The following is a 16795-nucleotide window of genomic DNA, read 5'->3' as shown; positions in this document are numbered from 1 at the left end:
CTGTTCTGCGTTATTTTGCTGTCACGTTTGGAAAGTTATGCATCTCTTTGATAACTTTTGCTTTGTTATTTGGGCGATAAGCTCGTGTTACAAATTTCCATTCAGCGTCATTAACCTCAATGACATTGTTAGCATCACCACATGTCTCGCCTTGTGGCGCGAATTGAATGGTATAAGAGCCATCTTTATTTGGCACGGCGGAGGTTGAATTCATACTGTTATTGTTGGTCATCAACCAGCCTTCACCAGAGTATGCGGTAATAGACCAGTAACCACCTTTCTCGTAGCTTAGCGATGGTTTGTCAAAGGTAACGCTGGCACATTGGACTTTACCTGAGCCTGCTCGTGAAGAGTACACGGCGTAGTCTGCCGGTAAACCCGCCCAGCCGGATGCAGTGCCAATCATAAAGTCTTTATTTTTTGAAGTTGCAGTAATGCCAGTAGTGAAGGCCTCTTCAGTCTTAATCGTGTTGACTTGCTTTTCCCATTTCGCACGCACCGCATCGCGAGAGGCGCTGTCCCAATCTTGCGCTGGCTTAAATGGTTTTGCGGATTTTGCATCAATCACTGCGGCATCTTGTAAGCGATGCGCTTCTTCCATGCCTGCCGTTGTAGCGGTACGCATTAAGATGTAAATGTAATCCGAGCCTGCAATTTTCGAATCAATGTAAATCTCGTCACCACCATAAATCGCCATGTGGTTGTCATGATTGTTGTTGAAGAAATGCATGATTTGGTAAGCATCACCTTTCGCTAAACGGAAAGTGGCACCTTTCGACACATCTACCACGGCTGTCGAGTAGAGTAAGTCGGTGTTTGAGCGAATGATCATCTGATTATCAACGGTGACGCTGTCTCGGTTGTGGTCAAACACATTGATTGGTTGGCGCTCTAGTTGTTGAGTGAAGTACAGGTCAGTTTCTGCACGGGCGAAGTTTTCGTCGGTCACTTTAACGGCTGCCATGGTCTGCATAGAGGTGATGGCAATAAGAGTCGCTAAGATGGTCTTTTTCATGTCGCTTACCTTGAGGTCGTCATTAAGAGATGACCTCACTTTATCGATATGCCTGTGATGACGGAAATGAATTGATGTAATTCAGATAATAACCAAATCGAATTGCAAGTTCGGATTGCCAGCCGTCACACGCGATGCTGTTTTCGATATTGCAAAGGTGTGGTGCCATTGGTGCGTTTGAACTGGCGGATAAAAGAATCGGCAGAAGCGTAGCAAAGCATGTCAGCAATGGTGCGGATTGGATATTCGCTGTTGGTGAGCAGCTTCTTACTCTCGGTGTCGCGGACTGAATTCACGATATCTCTGTAGGTGAGGTTATTTTTGTTCAACAAGTTCTGCAATGTTCTCGGGTGGATGCCGAGCATTTTGCTGACCAAGGTTTTGCTGATATCACCGAGAGGAAGCAATAACAGAATCGAGTTGGTGGTAATTTCCAATAGCGTGTTGTGATGTTGAAGGCCGTGAGAGACTTTGCGTCGCATTTGATTGGTGATGGTCATCTCCAAATCGGGCTTTTCTGCGAGTAGGGCTTTGGGGAACTCAAAACCGTCGAACTGACCACCCAATATCACTTTGCATCCAAAGAAGCGTTCAAGACGTTCTATTTGTGTTTGCTGCTGTACTCCTGATTCACCTTGGTAGCGCGCTTTAAAATGAACTTGATGCAACTTCAACCGTTCGCCCAAGACCATCTTGAACGTCGTAATAATGCCTCCAATGGAAAGCAAAGCGTGTTGGCTTGTATCGACATTGGGTTCGAATAAGAACTGAGTAAAGTGGCGAGCAATGTCGTCACGAATATCAAGTTGATGGCGAGAAGCACGTTGCTGATAGCTGTATAGACCAAACAAAACCGGATAGATGTTTGCGAGAGATTCCTGACTGGCAATCAGCAACATAGCGATGTCCAAAGACTGGTAGTCAATCAAGGTACTGAGCTCTAGGGCGAACAGCGGGTCTTGGGTCTCTTTGGCGGCCAAGTTCAGCAGTTCTGCAAATTGCTGATGGCTAAGCTCTTGGTTTTCATCGTGTAAGGTTGAGATTTGAATATTGAGCTTTGAGGTTAAGGTTTGAGGCTCAACACCATATCGTCTGCACAATCTAGGAAAGGCAGAGAGATATAACGCACTCAATCGATATTCGTTTTTCACTCAAATATTCTCAAAATGTCAATTTTCAGTCTTGGCTTGTTTTTATACTGCGCCACATTGAGTTGGTCAAGAAATGACTGATTTCAACTTCATCCCGATACCGCCTGAAACGACGAGTAGAGAATAGACATGAAAAAAGTAACGAAAAACCTTATCTCTGGTTTGATATTTGCTGCTTTAACCAGTAGCGCATACGCAGACAACATCAAGATTGAGACCATGCACACCCGCTCTGGTGATTTTGCTTTTGAAACCAGCGTGCTCAACGGCATTCCAACAGAGGAAAGTTCAAAGAAACTGTTTAATCTGATGGATTTTCAGCGTGCGACACAAGCTTACATTTGGTCTATTCCGCTGACATCTAACTACGCGTGGAAGGCGGCGTATGAAAAAATGGGCTCAGAAGATGGCCAAATCACTTATGTGGCATCCCATCAATCCAAATTGGGCGGCTTAACTTACAACACCTCAACGCCTTACGCGATTACATGGTTTAACGTAGAGAAAGAGCCCGTAGTGGTGAACATCCCGACCGATGAACTGCGTGGCGCGGTGCATACCATGTGGCAGATTGGCATTGCACAAATGACCAAACCAGGCACATACGTGATAAAAGCTAAGGGCAGCGAAACACCAAAGAACCTACCAAAAGATGCGGTGGTACTTGAATCGGATACTAACTATGTCTTCTTTGGTGTGCGCTTAATGGCCAAAACAGAGAAACAGCGCATGACGGACTTGGAGTCGATGTCTATCACGCATCTGGATGGCAAACCACTCAGTGACCGAGGCGTTAACTTCCCGAAAAAAGGTCTCGACGCGAAACACCCACGTGGTATGGAGTTTTGGCAGGTGCTCAACGAAGCCATTCAAACAGAACCTGTTGCAGAACGCGATCGCATGATGCATGACATGTTGCGTCCATTGGGTATTGAGAAGGGTAAACCTTTCGAACCAAATGCCGAGCAAGTGAAGATCATGAAAGAAGCGGTAGTGCTTGGTGAGGCCATGACTAAGAATATCGACTTCAACAAAACAGAGCGCTTACCTCAGTCTGTATATGGCCCTGAGGGAAATCGCTGGGAAGTGGCAACAGCATCAACACCAAACCAAGATCGCGCTTATGGCATGGATCTCGATGGTCGCGCGGCATGGTTTTATGAAGCGGTGACGAACGATATTGCGATGCATGGCTTTGAAAATGGTGGCTGGGGTCAGATTTACCTTGATAACTATCGTGACGGCGAAGGCTATGGCCTAAACGGCAGTAATCACTACACGCTAACTTTAGATGGCGATGTGAATTACGCCGACCTGTTCTGGACTATTACTGTGTACAACGTGGAAAACCGCGCCATCATCGATAACGACATTCAACGTGCGGATGTGGGATCTAACGTTCCGGGCACAGTGAAAGACGCCAACGGTAACTACACGTTCCATTTCTCACCCACTAAGCCAGAAGGTGTGAATGAAACAAACTGGGTACAAACTCGACCGGATGAAAACTGGTTTGTGTACTTCCGCGCCTATTCACCAAGCAAAGCGTTTGTTGAGCAGAAGCCAGAAACGATTCTGCCAAACTTTAAACACGTGAAGTAGCCTCAAAAGCCACTATGATGCAAATTGTCGTGGTGGCTTTTTATTTGTCCGGATACTTACCTGAGAGATTCAGATTTCGTAATCAAACACGATGACGTCTTTAAGCAGTGGTCTAAACACCTCTTTCAACGCATCGTGCTCTGGGTGAGGCAGATAATTCTGACGACCCGCTTCATCGGCAAACGTCATCATCACAGCGTGTGTGTAGTCTTTGTTTTTACCTTCTGGGCTGTTGTTTAAGCCCCATTCAACGTCGGTTACGCCTTCCACTTTCTTTGGCATGGCTTTGAATAGCTCTCGCAGGTGTTGGATTTTGTTGCTGGTGGCTGATGCTTTAAATTTGATGAGTAGAATGTGTCTGATCATGGCTTTGTGTTGTTATATTTTGTTGTGTTTGAAGAACAACACTATAACGGGCATCCGCTCTAAAGTTAGCTTTTGGCTTCACAAAATAGGGAATCAAGAACGCGAGCACTTTGGCTCGCGTTTTAGTTGGTCTAGCTAGGTCGTAGGTCGTTAGATGGGAACCGTTAACCCGCGATGCGTTTCACCAAGTAGAAATGCTTTTTACCGCGTTGAAGCAACCAGTATTGATCGAACAACGGGAAGTTCAAACTTGGGTTTTGTGCATCCACTTTCTCTCCGTTCACACTGATGGCGTTGTTGCCAATCAGCTCACGAGCAATGCGCTTTGAGTTGGCTAAGCCCGATTCAACCAGTAGTTCAACCAAGTCTTGCTCAGCACTTTGCATGCTCGGCAAGCCATCGAGTTCCAACTGTTTTAGCTCGCTCAAACTGAGTTGCTGCACATTGCCGCTAAATAGCGCTTGAGTGATTCGCTCCGCACTTGCTAAGCCTTCTTCACCATGGACAAAGCGCGTCATTTGCTCTGCTAAGATACGCTGTGCTTGCGGTTTGCCTTTGCTCTCTTTGTCTTGTGCTTCAATCGCGGCAATCTCATCGCAACTCAAGAAGGTGTAGTAGCGTAGGAAGTGGTAAACATCGGCATCTTCTGCGGATAACCAGAATTGGTAGAAAGCGTAAGGCGAGGTCTTACTTGGATCTAACCACACAGCGCCACCTTCGGTTTTACCAAATTTAGTGCCGTCAGATTTGGTGATCAAAGGTAGGGTTAGACCGAAGACCTGCTCACTATTTTGACGGCGAGTAAGGTCAATGCCGCTAACAATGTTGCCCCATTGGTCATTGCCACCGATTTGTAGGCGGCAGCCGTACTGACGGTTTAATTCTGCGAAGTCGTAAGATTGCAGCAGTGCGTAACTGAACTCGGTGAATGAGATGCCTTGGTCTGGACGTTGCAAGCGTTGCTTCACCGACTCTCGGCTGATCATGGTATTCACGGAAAAATGCTTACCTACATCACGGAAGAAGTCGATCACGTTAATCTGCTTCACCCAATCCGCATTGTTTACCATGATCATTGGCTTGCTGACTTGGTTATTCATTAACTGTTGAATTTGATTCGACAGATCTTGTACCCAACCCTTTACGGTCTCTTCTGAGTTTAAGCTTCGCTCTGTAGCTTTAAAGCTCGGGTCACCAATCATACCTGTCGCACCGCCTATCAGGGCGATGGCTTGGTGTCCTGCATCTTGAAAACGTTTGAGCATAATCAGTGGCACAAGGTGGCCAATGTGCAAGCTACCTGCGGTTGGATCGAAACCGCAGTACAAGGTTTGTGGCTCAGATAGCAGTTGTTGAACTTGGTCTAAATCGCTCGCTTGGGCAATCAAACCGCGAGCTTGTAAATCTTCAATCAGTGTCATCGTCTTATCTTTATCTGGTTTGGTTGTATTCAGATTAAAAGGCGATGCGGAATCGAGATATATCCCTAAAGGGACAGTTTGTTATCTTGATTGAGTGATCAGGTGGTTGAGAAACAACTGAAAGAACTCGCTTAAAGACGCCACATTCAGCTGTGCGTAGATGCGTTTACGGTGGTTCTTGACTGTGCCTTCTGCAACATCTAGCTGCGTTGCAATCTCTTTGCTGTCATAGCCTTGCGCGATCAATGCCGCGATTTCCTGTTCTCGTTTGGTGAGGACAGTTTCACCAAAAGATGCCAGTGCGGATTCAATCGCTGCACGCATTTGCCCTGAATATGCGTTAGGGCTAAACACTGGTTCGGCGAGTGTAAACTCAGTCTGCTTCCAGTGCTGTTGGCACAAAGACTGAATAATCGCGAAGTAAGATTTAAGCTTGGTGACTTGAGGCTTGGTGAAGCGCTTATCGTCCTGCATAAAACCGAAGTAGAGCATCACCCAACGCGTCGGTTCGATTTCGATCAGCATGCTGAGTTCATCCTTCCAGCCCGTTTGATGGTAAAACTGCTCACAATAGGCTTGGTAATCGAGATCGTTACGGGCGACGTCTTTGCCTACCACATCTTTGAGCGTAAAGATGCCTTGCTCTTTGCTCGTGTTAAGCTTCTGGTAAAACGGGTCGTTTTGAAAAGAGGTGGTGAGATAACGCTGGAACAAAAGCTCACGTTCATTCTCAATCGAATCATACAGATAGATAGGGTGTTTGCCTTCGCGGTAGCCGAGGATCACCGCGCAATCAAAACTCAATAACGAAGCAATAACGCGCATGAGTTTAGGCGTAAAGCTTGGTGAGTTAAGCGCAGAAATTGTCTCTGCAAGTTGAGTGTTGAATGCGTCGTTAGGCATGGGGATTCGAGAGTCCGGTAAAGGGTGAGATAAGCATAACGCAACAGACCGCTATCCCAAAGTGATCAAAAAGGGGGGGGAGCCCTGTGCTCCCCTTAAATAAATCGATGCGTTCTTGAGATTACTGCGAATCGGTCAGCTCTTTGTTGACCCAGTATTTCGAGCCAGAAACGTTCGCATCAACCAACAAGCCTGTGGTGTTTAACTGATATACTGCTACGCCGCTGTTGAACTGTGCTGTCATTTCTTCGCCATCTTCACCAGCGACTAAAGAAGCTTCGCTCGATGCTTCCCAGCCTTCCTCGACAAAGGTGTTGAAGTCTTTTTCTTTCTCAAAAAGTACGACTTGTTGGTAGAACTTACCGCCAACACCAAGGGCGACGCCAGCACCAAACATGTTCATGTAAGTGCGCTTGTCGGTCGATTTGTTGACCGCAACACCGGAGCCTGAGTTGGTGTGGAACATCAACGACAGTTTGCGTGAATCAAACACTGCATAACCGTAAGCTTTGTCGTAGAGTATTTTGGCTTCAGGTTTCTCATTAAACAGTTTGAGCAAGGTGCTATCCGCCATCAAATCAATCGCTTGGCGAGCTTCTTCTGGCGTATCACCTTCCATCAGCTCATCAATTTTCTTGTCGGCTTCATCGATCCACTCTTTACTGGTTTCAATACTTGCATCCGTCCATTCGCCAGCGGTGTTAATCGCATCTTTTGACCAATTAGTAAAATCTTCCCATGCTTGTTTTGAGAATTCTTTGGTGCTGTCCCACGTCTCCTTCGCCGTATCCGAAACAGCCTCCCCTAGGTCTGAAAGGCTGTTAGAAATGTCGTCCCAGTCGGCATAAGCCGGAGAAGTGAGCATGACTAAGGCAGTGATAAGAGCAAGAGGCTTTTTCATATATCCATTCTTCTATGAAATAGGTGTGCTTTAATTTTAGGTGAAAAAGGGAAGGGGGAGAATATAAGGAAGACATAGCTTGGGATTGCGGTCACGAACTCACATAGCTTTGACATGGCAGGCAAATAAAAAGCCCTCAAACTCAGGAGCTTGAGGGCTTTGTATTACAAGTTAGGAAGGCTCGTTTTACTTGCTCACTTTACCTAGCTTCAACCATGTATCGATAACTGTATCTGGGTTGAGTGAAACAGAGCTAATGCCTTGTTCCATCAACCATTCCGCAAGGTCATCGTGGTCTGATGGACCTTGACCACAGATACCGACGTATTTGCCTGCCTTGGTTGCCGCATCGATCGCCATTTGTAGCATGGCTTTTACTGCTGGGTTACGTTCATCGAATAGGTGGGCAACATCGCCAGAGTCACGGTCAAGACCAAGCGTAAGCTGAGTCATGTCGTTCGAACCGATAGAGAAGCCGTCGAAGTACTTCAAGAACTCTTCAGCAAGTACTGCGTTTGACGGTAGTTCACACATCATGATGACTTTCAAACCTTGGTCGCCACGACGTAGGTCGAACTTAGCCAGTAGGTCTATAACCGAAGCTGCTTCGCTTGGTGTACGAACGAATGGGATCATGATTTCAACGTTCTTCAGACCCATCTCGTTACGAACGCGTTTGATTGCTTGAGTTTCTAGCTCGAAACAGTCTTCAAACACTGGAGAAATGTAGCGAGACGCACCACGGAAGCCCAGCATTGGGTTCTCTTCGTGCGGCTCGTAACCTTTACCACCAACCAAGTTGCTGTACTCGTTGGATTTGAAATCAGACATACGAACGATCACGCGCTTTGGCCAGAATGCAGACGCGATAGTCGCGATGCCTTCGGTTAGCTTGCTAACGTAGAAATCGATTGGATCTTTGTAACCACGGATACGCTCAGTGATTTCAGCTTTTAGCTCATCGCTTTGTGCGTCGAAGTTCAGCAACGCTTTCGGGTGAATACCAATCATCTTGTTGATGATGAATTCAAGACGCGCAAGACCCACACCTTCGTTTGGAATCTGAGCGAAGTCAAATGCTCGCTCAGGGTTGCCGACGTTCATCATTACCTTAGTTGACAGGAGTGGAAGCTCGTCAACCGCAGAACGTTTGATTTCGAACTCCAATTCACCTTGGTAAACGTAACCAGTCTCGCCTTCTGCACAAGACACGGTCACTGTCTCACCGTCAGTCAGTTTGCTGGTGGCGTCACCACAACCTACGATAGCTGGAATACCAAGCTCACGTGCGATGATGGCTGCGTGACAAGTACGGCCGCCACGGTTGGTGACAATCGCAGACGCCTTCTTCATCACTGGCTCCCAATCTGGGTCGGTCATGTCTGTAACCAGCACATCACCGTCTTGGACTAATGACATTTGGTCTAGAGAGTCCACCAAACGCACTGGACCTTTACCGATACGCTGACCAATTGCACGACCTTCAACCAAAACGTCTGCTTTGTTGCTGAGCTCGTAACGTTCAATCACGTTTTGCTCGCTTTGAGAACATACTGTCTCTGGGCGCGCCTGTACGATGTATAGCTTGCCGTCGATACCATCTTTTGCCCACTCAATGTCCATCGGACGTTTGTAGTGCTTCTCGATGATCATCGCTTGTTTTGCTAGCTCTTTGATCTCTTCATCATTCAGAGAGAAGGCGTTGCGCTCTTCTACTGAGGTATCGATGATCTCAACTTGCTTACCGATCTCTTGACGGTCTGAGTAGATCATTTTGATCTGCTTAGAACCAAAGGTTTTTTTGACAATTGGGTGTTGACCCGCTTCTAGCATTGGCTTGTGAACATGGAATTCATCAGGGTTAACAGCGCCCTGAACTACCATTTCACCCAAGCCCCAAGAAGAGGTTATGAACACGACTTGGTCGAAGCCAGATTCGGTATCTAGGGTGAACATAACGCCAGAAGAGGCTTTGTCCGAGCGCACCATGCGTTGAATACCTGCCGATAGCGAAATGCCGCGGTGGTTAAAGCCTTGGTGTACACGGTATGAAATTGCGCGGTCATTGAACAGAGAAGCGTAAACGTGCTTGGTCGCTTCTAGTACTGCATCAATGCCTTTTACGTTTAGGAACGTCTCTTGCTGACCAGCAAATGACGCATCCGGTAGATCCTCTGCAGTTGCAGAAGAGCGAACGGCAACAGAAATCTCAGGATGATTGTCTGTCAGTTCTTTATAGTTATCACGGATATCTTGTTCAAGATCCGCAGGGAACGGGGCTTCTAATACCCATTGACGAATGGTGGCACCTGTCTTGCGCAGGGCTTCTACATCCTCAACGTCTAGTTCATCAAGTAGTTGGTGAATACGCTCATCCAAACCTTCGTGGTCAAGGAATTGGTTAAACGCATATGAGGTTGTCGCAAAACCGTTTGGTACCGATACACCAACATTGGCTAGGTTAGAAACCATTTCGCCAAGTGAAGCATTTTTACCGCCGACTTTGTCGACATCATCCATGGATAGGCCATTGAACCAGAGGGTGTTCTTTTGCATGTCTTTCTCCAGAAACATTGCAGCTTTGTAGGGATTTATACCAACCTCGAGCAGCAGTTGAGCATCCTTGCAGGTCAATGTCATTGAAGACGCAGTATCGAGCTGACTAGCAGCCATTGTAGATAAGGGGCATTAACTACAACTTCCCAACTAGGGCTTAAACGAATTTTCCAACGCAAACATCTATCAACACTTTTCGTGGTTGATATGAAAGGCAAACGATTACGTCTTGGCTTAAAAAAACTCAGAAGAATTTCCAAAGCTGTGGGGCACGCAATTGCAAGCCAAACTCATTTATTAATATTATGTAAACCATCCTACTCAAATGAATTTGAAAAATTAAACTAAAATGCAAATAAAGAACCAAAGTCGTGATGTATTCTATGTTTCTGACGGAACGGCGATAACATGTGAGACATTAGGCCATGTTGTTCTGGGTCAGTTTTCCTTTATTCCTAACGAAAAAACCTTTCCTTTTGTTGAAAGTGAAGACAAAGTGGCCGACGTCATCAAAGAAATCGAGATTTCCTACCAACGTAATGGCGTGAAGCCTTTGGTTTTCTTTTCGATTGTTGTACCAGAAATCCGTGAGATGCTTGTACAAGCTCCAGCCTATAGCTATGACGTGCTAGAAAGCATTGTGCAGAAGGTGCAAGATGACATTCAGATGGCGCCACAACCAAAGATGCAGCGCTCACGTAGCGTAAGCAAAGATTCGGACACCTATTTCGACCGTATTGCGGCGATTGAATACACCTTGGCTCACGATGACGGCATAACGCTTAAAGGCTTAGATGAAGCCGATATTATCCTCCTTGGCGTGTCACGCAGTGGCAAAACACCGACCAGTCTGTACATGGCGATGCAATTTGGCTTACGTGTGGTGAATTACCCGTTTATTGCAGAAGACGTCAAGATGATGCGTTTATTGCCGGAGTTTGAAATCCATCGCCATAAACTGTTTGGTTTAACCATCAACCCAGAACGGTTGAATGAAATCCGCGAGAACCGTTTGTCAGGTAGCGAATACGCCAGCACTGAGCAATGTAAGTTGGAGCTTGATACGGTAGAAGCGCTGTTTAGAAGAGAAGCCATTCCTTACATCAACACGTCATCGCTGTCGGTAGAAGAAATCACCACGCGAATTCTGGAAAGGGCAGGTATGAAGCGTCGCTTGTTTGGTTAATCAGACCCATAGCAAAAGAGCGCGCAGTGCGCTCTTTTGTCTAACAGGTTAAGCTTTTAAGTGAGCCTGCGGCTTTGTCGCTTTGCTCAACAAATGTCATAAACTTATCGTGAGGGATAGGTTTCGAGAAATAGAAACCTTGGATGTTGTAAAAGCCTAATTGGCGTAAAACCATTAGTTGTGATTCTTCCTCAACCCCTTCTACTACAACAGACATATTGAGTGTTGTTGCTAGTGTGCGCATAGATTCGAGTAAAGGTCTTATGGTTTGACTGTCATTCAAGTTATTGACAAAGACGCGATCGATTTTGATGATGTCAAAAGAATACTGAGTGATAAAATCTAGTCCTGAGTATCCAGTTCCAAAATCGTCAATCGCGATTCGTATCCCTAGCTGAGATAAGCTATTGAGGTGTTTTTTTAGTGTTGATAGTTCAGACTCAGAAAATATCGCCTCTTCCGTTATTTCGAATACCAATCTCTCACAAATAAAGTGTCTGAATCTCAGCCGAGCCTCAATTTCATTGATAAAGTCGGCTCGTAAAATAAGGGAGCGGCTAATATTCACGCTGATGTAGCGGTCTTGGAAATGGGATTTGTTTTTCTCTATCAACAAGGCCGCCCTCTCTAGCACTAAGTAGGTGATCTTGTCGATCAGGCCGACTTTTTCTGCTAAGGGTATGAAGATTCCAGGCGAAATAAACCCTTGAACTGGATCAATCCATCTTACCAGTGACTCACCACCGATAACTCTGTTGTCTCTTTGATCAACAATAGGCTGAAAGTGGACCGTTAGGTTTTTATTTTTTATCGCTTTAGCCAAAGAAAACTCTAAGCTGTTTTGTTCCACTTTTCTCGCGGAATACATCAGGTAAGCAAGCATGCAAAATGTCATTGCCAATAACCCAATCCAAAGCTTACTCAGGAGGTAGGTAAAGTAGAAATTTATCCCAACGCAAGAGAAGACTTTAAGCGGAAATACGGATGACTCAATTTCTTCAATTCTGATTGGCTCTTTGCCTTTCGCGCTTTTGACCGTTCGGCCAATAACATCGATTCGATAATCCATATCACCAAAGCTAAAAATATCTTCTACCATTTCAATAAGATATTCTTTGGGGTAAAGAACACTTACTCCTCTCCCATTGTAGCGAGAGAATAATAAAATCAAGGTTTTATCTGGGATTAAGGCACTACGCGTGTACGATAGAGTGACATGTGATTCACTCTCCGCGAGGCGGGCTAGTATCGTTTTGTATATGTGGAAGGATGGTGCGCGCTCACTGCTGGTGCAGCGCACTTTACCATTATCGTCGAACGTAGCCGCTTCCTTAGCCATACCTAGACTGAAAATGCTACTTCGTAGTTCGTAGATTAAGTGGTCGCAACTTTGCTCATAGAAATCATCTTCGAGTAAATAACTTAACTGATCGATACTCGATAACAATTCAGACTCTATCTGAGAAACGGCAGTTAAAGTGAGGCTCTTGTGATGTTGATTGGCGATTGGAATCATTGCCAACATGGTGACGGAGAAAGATATCACCGCGACAATAAGCATCTTAAAGTTGTCACCAAAGCCACGATAAGTACGAGTAAGAAAATGATAATTCACAAGAATTTGGAAGCAAAATCGAAAAGTTACACAAAGCTATATGAAGCGTCTCAAATTTAGGAATTATTCTACGTAGAATGTGAGCTTGATCTTATAAAAAATTTAGCTAAAGATATTTAGTTATAAAAAAAGCGGCTTTACCCCGGAAAAGATAAAAGCCGCTTGCCAATAGACGTATTGTTTACGTCTTAGCGCATAATCATTTGTTCACGACCAGGACCAACCGATACCATTTTCACTGGTACACCCATCAGTTCTTCAATACGTAGAACGTATTTTTGTGCCGCAACTGGTAGCTCTTCGAATTTACGACAACCAGTAATGTCTTCGCTCCAGCTTTCCATCTTCTCGTAGATTGGTGCTAGAGCAGCCGTTTGAGGCCAAATTGGGTTTTCGCTGTGCTCGCCTTCGTAGCCAACACAGATTTTTAGATCTTTAAGACCAGTCAGACAGTCTACTTTGGTCAGAGCGATTTCAGTCGCTGCTTGAAGCTCAACGCCGTTCTTAGTCGCTACTGCATCAAAGTAACCCATGTCACGTGGACGACCTGTTGTTGCGCCGAATTCACCCGCAAGTTCACGGAATGCATCTTGCTCTTCCATTGCTGTGATCAGCGTACCAGTACCTACTGATGAGCTGAACGCTTTTGCTACCGCAATAACGCGCTCTGGACGTAGAGCAGGAAGACCACTACCGATACCTGCGTACATAGACACAACGTTTGAAGAGGTTGTCCATGGGTACTCACCGTAAACAAGGTCACGGCCCGCACCTAGCTGTGCTTCGAATAGTAGAGTTTGGTCTTTTGCTTGCAGCTCTTTTAGCGGAAGCGTTACGTTGCAGATAGCATCACGCCAAGGTGCTGACACTTCTAGTAACCAGTTCGCCATCTCTTCAGCGGTTTGTTCGAATTCGAACGTTGGGTAAAGTGCACGTAGTTGTGGAAGTTTCCAGTCCATCCAGAACTTGATGCGTTCTACTAGAACTTCTGGTTGTTTCAACCAACCAACTAGGATGCCTTTTTTCATCACACGGTCACCGTATGCAGGGGCAATACCCTGACGAGTTGAACCGTATGCGTTGTCGCCTAAGCGTTGTTCTTCTAGCGTATCTTCTAGTGCGTGTAGAGGTAGACACAGTGTTGCGCGATCAGAGATGCACATTTTCACTTTCACGCCCGCTTCTTCAACTTCCGCAATCTCCTCAGACAGCGACGCAGGCTGATAACCATACCCGGACCTAAAACTGCCAAACAGTCAGGGTTGAAAACGCCACTTGGTAGCTGGTGCAGCTTGAACGTACCTAGGTCGTTAACCACGGTGTGACCCGCGTTGTTACCACCTTGGAAACGAATGCTTGCAGAAGCTTGCTCTGCCAAAAAGTCAACGATGCGGCCTTTGCCTTCATCACCCCAGTTTGCACCCACAACAACGATAGACGACATAATTCATTCTCCAAAAACAGACCGGAAAATCTTAGGATGCTCGCATGAATAAGAGAAATTAATTATACTCATTAACTTGATAAGAAAATCATATCGGGTAATTTTCTATGTTAGATTTGAACTGGTTACGTACGTTTGTCACCTTGGCAGAAGTAAAACATTTCGGCAAAACAGCGATTGAACTGCACATGACACAGCCAAATGTGAGCTTACACATCAAACAACTTGAGCAAGCGACGCGCGCGAAATTGATCGAACGTAACCCTGTGCAATTGACTCAAGCGGGTAAGCGATTATTGGACACTGCTCAGCATATGTTGAATGAGTTACAAATCTGCCAATCCGACCTCAATGCGATCAATGACTTAACACAAGGCACGCTCTCAATTGCGGCGAGTGATATCGTCTCACGTTTGTTACTTATCAAGCCTTTTCAACAATTTAAAAGTGAATATCCTGGAATTGACTTAGCGCTGTTCAATACCACGTCATCGCAAGCGGTGGATTTGGTAAAAAGTGCCCGAGCTGACATTGGTTTTGTTATTGCACAGAAAGAAAGCCAACCACTACACTTCACACCTCTGACGCAAATCCATTGGTGCGCTTTCGGCGATAATATTTTCAAATGGAAACAGAACACGGAAGAAAACCAAACCTTGATTCTACTTGGGCACGATACCCGAACGCGTGAACTGATTGATGCCTCTTTGCCTGAATTGAAATTACCTAAACACAGGGTGATGGAAGTCGGTAGCGTAGAGGCGCAAATAGATTGGGCCGAAGCTGGCTTTGGAACGGCGATTGTGCCTGATTTCTCCCTCGACCCAAGGTTGAAACTCTCGCGAGAAGTCACGCCATTGCCTAGTTTCCCCAACACTGATTTTGCTACATAGTGCGCCAAAACCAAGTGCTGTCCAAAGCCGCAAAACAGTTATTGAAGTGGGTGGGGGAGAATGTATCGGTGGTGGGGTAGGCAATAGTTACTTCAGTGCTCTGAAGACAGAGCTATTTAACTTCTTCAACAATAAGTTAAATACATACTTTATGAACTTAAATGATAGGTCAGGAATTTTATGAACTACTTTCCCAGCAAATCGGAGCATATGCCCTAATAACCCTTCTGTTTGCTCCCGAAACCTATCAGAAATTCGGACGATTTTTTCTATGGATCTTGCTACCAGATCATAGAACGTAAAGCTGCCTACGAATGCCCCCTGTATCGCAATTAAACCAACGTATCCAGCTTCCCTTAATAGAGTCCTCAATGCTGCTGCTATTTTGTCAGCCCAATGACCGTTAAACATGACTTGATGGCTATTCTGAAACTTTAATCTAACAGATCTATGGAGATACATTTTCGAAGATCTTCCGATGTGTTGCCAAGAGTCTGAAGTAAGTGTTTTTTTATACCCGATAGAAGATGCTAACTTATGAGCATCTCCCAAAATACCTACAGATGAGTCGAGTCTGAACTCTGGTTTATCAATAGGTGCATGTACAAATGGCCACAAAGGCACCATCGGTACGGGGTCGGCGCCGTTTGTGCAACGGAAAATTGCAAAGTTTGAGTTGGTTGATTTTTGAGCGTAAGATTGCAAGCCTACACGAGGTGCTCCAAAGGTATAAAGTACCACATTGATTTTAAAATTAACTCTAATCCAGTCTGCACACAATGAAGCAATAGCGCCCCCCCCAAACTGTGACCAACACAATGTATTGTTTTTATGCTGCTAGCATTGCGTTGTATATAGGTAAAGAGGTGTACTTTCAAACTATGAAATGTGTTAACAAAACCTGCATGAGCACTAGATCCGTTGCTACTTCCTTTTATTCCAATATTCAGGTCGGTTAGTTTATCTGCAGTGTAGTCAAAGTTGGTACCCCGGAATGCAAGTACAAATTGCCCGTTTTGTTCTCCAGTCCCCTTTGCGCAAAGTACGAAATTGGAGATTCTTTTTGAAACTAGCCCTAAAGTTGAGCCTGTTTGTGCTTGGATAGTCGTTTGGCCTACATCAAAAGAAAACTTTTTAGCTAATCTGCGGTGTGGTTTGAATGTTTTAGTATCAAACTCGATATCGTAAGCTTGCTCTGCAAATGTAAGCGCTTCTTTAGGGGAGAGTGTTTTCACTTAGTATAACTCCTCAAACTTGAGCTCACTTTGAGAACAAATACTATAAACCTCATTTGTAACAGGTTCATTTTTTGACTCAGGATATGAGAATACTTTAAGTGGCTCGACTAGATTACAATTTAGATTTCGTAACGACTTAATGATCGGCTCAGAAACTTGATACGTGTGAAGTTTGGATTGCCATATGGTGACTTCATTACCATCAAATATCGTACTGACATCCAATTTTACTCTTATATCTTGTAGAGAATGCTGTTTGTGATCAGGAGGTAGAAGAACTGGGTTAAACGAGAAATCTCCGTTTTCATCCGTAATGACAGTATCAGTTTTGACTCCGTTATGAACTATAGTCCTCTCTATTTTCAATCCCCCGATAGGTGTTCCGTTTTGATTTATAGAGCCTTGAATAATAGGACTTAAAGTAAACTCCATGGGTTTCGCTATTCCTTGAAATGTGAAAAAAACTAGCAACAGAAGGTGGTTACGCATACGCCACGCTTTATT

The 16795-nt window shown here is 45.1% G+C and carries 13 protein-coding genes and 2 pseudogenes; 3 read left to right on the top strand and 12 right to left on the bottom strand.

Annotation, left to right across the window (positions count from 1 at the left end; translation table 11 throughout):
- Positions 1-10: 10 nt before the first annotated feature.
- Both B853_RS24985 and B853_RS24980 read right to left on the bottom strand, forming a co-directional pair.
- A complete protein-coding gene (locus tag B853_RS24985) occupies positions 11-1015 on the bottom strand; it encodes a DUF1214 domain-containing protein (protein WP_050568992.1) in 1005 nt (334 codons plus the stop codon).
- A 125-nt stretch (positions 1016-1140) separates the two neighbouring features.
- Positions 1141-2166 carry an AraC family transcriptional regulator gene (locus B853_RS24980; protein ID WP_038886502.1) on the bottom strand — a complete coding sequence of 342 codons (1026 nt, stop codon included), beginning with the start codon at positions 2164-2166 and terminating at the stop codon, positions 1141-1143.
- Between the two features lie 129 nt (positions 2167-2295).
- Between B853_RS24980 and B853_RS24975 the strand changes: the two genes are divergently transcribed.
- Positions 2296-3768 (top strand): DUF1214 domain-containing protein, encoded by a 1473-nt coding sequence (locus tag B853_RS24975; protein ID WP_038886500.1) that lies wholly within the window; start codon positions 2296-2298, stop codon positions 3766-3768.
- A 69-nt stretch (positions 3769-3837) separates the two neighbouring features.
- On the opposite strand, the gene B853_RS24970 is transcribed toward B853_RS24975, so the two are convergent.
- From B853_RS24970 to ppsA, 5 genes are all read right to left on the bottom strand, one after another.
- The gene (locus tag B853_RS24970) at positions 3838-4134 is read right to left on the bottom strand and encodes a Dabb family protein (RefSeq protein WP_038886499.1); all 297 of its coding nucleotides are present in this window, start codon (positions 4132-4134) and stop codon (positions 3838-3840) included.
- Positions 4135-4298: 164 nt separating this feature from the next.
- Entirely contained in the window at positions 4299-5555 is a 1257-nt protein-coding gene (gene tyrS / locus B853_RS24965) for a tyrosine--tRNA ligase (protein ID WP_038886497.1), read from the bottom strand.
- Between the two features lie 81 nt (positions 5556-5636).
- Positions 5637-6458 (bottom strand): LuxR family transcriptional regulator, encoded by an 822-nt coding sequence (locus tag B853_RS24960; protein WP_038886496.1) that lies wholly within the window; start codon positions 6456-6458, stop codon positions 5637-5639.
- Between the two features lie 121 nt (positions 6459-6579).
- A complete protein-coding gene (locus B853_RS24955; RefSeq protein WP_038886495.1) occupies positions 6580-7359 on the bottom strand; it encodes a lipid-binding SYLF domain-containing protein in 780 nt (259 codons plus the stop codon).
- A 186-nt stretch (positions 7360-7545) separates the two neighbouring features.
- Positions 7546-9915 carry a phosphoenolpyruvate synthase gene (gene ppsA, locus B853_RS24950; protein WP_038886527.1) on the bottom strand — a complete coding sequence of 790 codons (2370 nt, stop codon included), beginning with the start codon at positions 9913-9915 and terminating at the stop codon, positions 7546-7548.
- Positions 9916-10264: 349 nt separating this feature from the next.
- Between ppsA and ppsR the strand changes: the two genes are divergently transcribed.
- Positions 10265-11101, top strand: coding sequence for a posphoenolpyruvate synthetase regulatory kinase/phosphorylase PpsR (gene ppsR, locus B853_RS24945; RefSeq protein ID WP_038886493.1), 837 nt, complete (start codon positions 10265-10267; stop codon positions 11099-11101).
- A 40-nt stretch (positions 11102-11141) separates the two neighbouring features.
- On the opposite strand, the gene B853_RS24940 is transcribed toward ppsR, so the two are convergent.
- Both B853_RS24940 and B853_RS24935 read right to left on the bottom strand, forming a co-directional pair.
- Positions 11142-12272: an EAL domain-containing protein gene (locus B853_RS24940; RefSeq protein WP_428843304.1), complete on the bottom strand. Its 1131-nt coding sequence runs from the start codon at positions 12270-12272 to the stop codon at positions 11142-11144.
- 632 nt (positions 12273-12904) lie between these two features.
- Positions 12905-14160 (bottom strand): annotated as a pseudogene (locus tag B853_RS24935) (adenylosuccinate synthetase).
- Positions 14161-14267: 107 nt separating this feature from the next.
- Between B853_RS24935 and B853_RS24930 the strand changes: the two are divergent.
- Positions 14268-15133: pseudogene (locus tag B853_RS24930) on the top strand (LysR family transcriptional regulator).
- Positions 15134-15140: 7 nt separating this feature from the next.
- Here B853_RS24930 and B853_RS26955 read toward each other — a convergent pair.
- Genes B853_RS26955 through B853_RS24915 form a run of 3 tightly spaced genes read right to left on the bottom strand, consistent with a single transcriptional unit; the run spans position 15141 to position 16723 of the window.
- Positions 15141-15794: a lipase family protein gene (locus tag B853_RS26955; RefSeq protein ID WP_428843303.1), complete on the bottom strand. Its 654-nt coding sequence runs from the start codon at positions 15792-15794 to the stop codon at positions 15141-15143.
- Positions 15761-16288 carry a lipase family protein gene (locus B853_RS24920; RefSeq protein WP_128827049.1) on the bottom strand — a complete coding sequence of 176 codons (528 nt, stop codon included), beginning with the start codon at positions 16286-16288 and terminating at the stop codon, positions 15761-15763. The genes B853_RS26955 and B853_RS24920 overlap by 34 nt, the downstream gene beginning before the upstream one ends.
- Complete coding sequence (locus B853_RS24915; protein WP_038886525.1) at positions 16289-16723, bottom strand: DUF6795 domain-containing protein; 435 nt, start codon at positions 16721-16723, stop codon at positions 16289-16291. It lies immediately after the preceding gene.
- Between the last annotated feature and the right edge of the window lie 72 nt (positions 16724-16795).

Origin of the sequence: Vibrio rotiferianus CAIM 577 = LMG 21460 (genome assembly GCF_002741985.1) — a bacterium.
Lineage (GTDB): Bacteria > Pseudomonadota > Gammaproteobacteria > Enterobacterales > Vibrionaceae > Vibrio > Vibrio rotiferianus.
The sequence above is the reverse complement of the archived record's forward strand: the minus strand, read 5'-3'. Positions and strand labels throughout refer to the sequence as shown.

Excerpts from the sequence above, each read along its gene's own strand:
- B853_RS24985 (WP_050568992.1), bottom strand. The coding sequence starts at position 1,015 with ATGAAAAAGACCATCTTAGCGACTCTTATTGCCATCACCTCTATGCAG.
- B853_RS24975 (WP_038886500.1), top strand. The coding sequence starts at position 2,296 with ATGAAAAAAGTAACGAAAAACCTTATCTCTGGTTTGATATTTGCTGCT.
- B853_RS24970 (WP_038886499.1), bottom strand. The coding sequence starts at position 4,134 with ATGATCAGACACATTCTACTCATCAAATTTAAAGCATCAGCCACCAGC.
- tyrS (WP_038886497.1), bottom strand. The coding sequence starts at position 5,555 with ATGACACTGATTGAAGATTTACAAGCTCGCGGTTTGATTGCCCAAGCG.
- B853_RS24960 (WP_038886496.1), bottom strand. The coding sequence starts at position 6,458 with ATGCCTAACGACGCATTCAACACTCAACTTGCAGAGACAATTTCTGCG.
- B853_RS24955 (WP_038886495.1), bottom strand. The coding sequence starts at position 7,359 with ATGAAAAAGCCTCTTGCTCTTATCACTGCCTTAGTCATGCTCACTTCT.
- ppsA (WP_038886527.1), bottom strand. The coding sequence starts at position 9,915 with ATGCAAAAGAACACCCTCTGGTTCAATGGCCTATCCATGGATGATGTC.
- ppsR (WP_038886493.1), top strand. The coding sequence starts at position 10,265 with ATGCAAATAAAGAACCAAAGTCGTGATGTATTCTATGTTTCTGACGGA.
- B853_RS24915 (WP_038886525.1), bottom strand. The coding sequence starts at position 16,723 with ATGGAGTTTACTTTAAGTCCTATTATTCAAGGCTCTATAAATCAAAAC.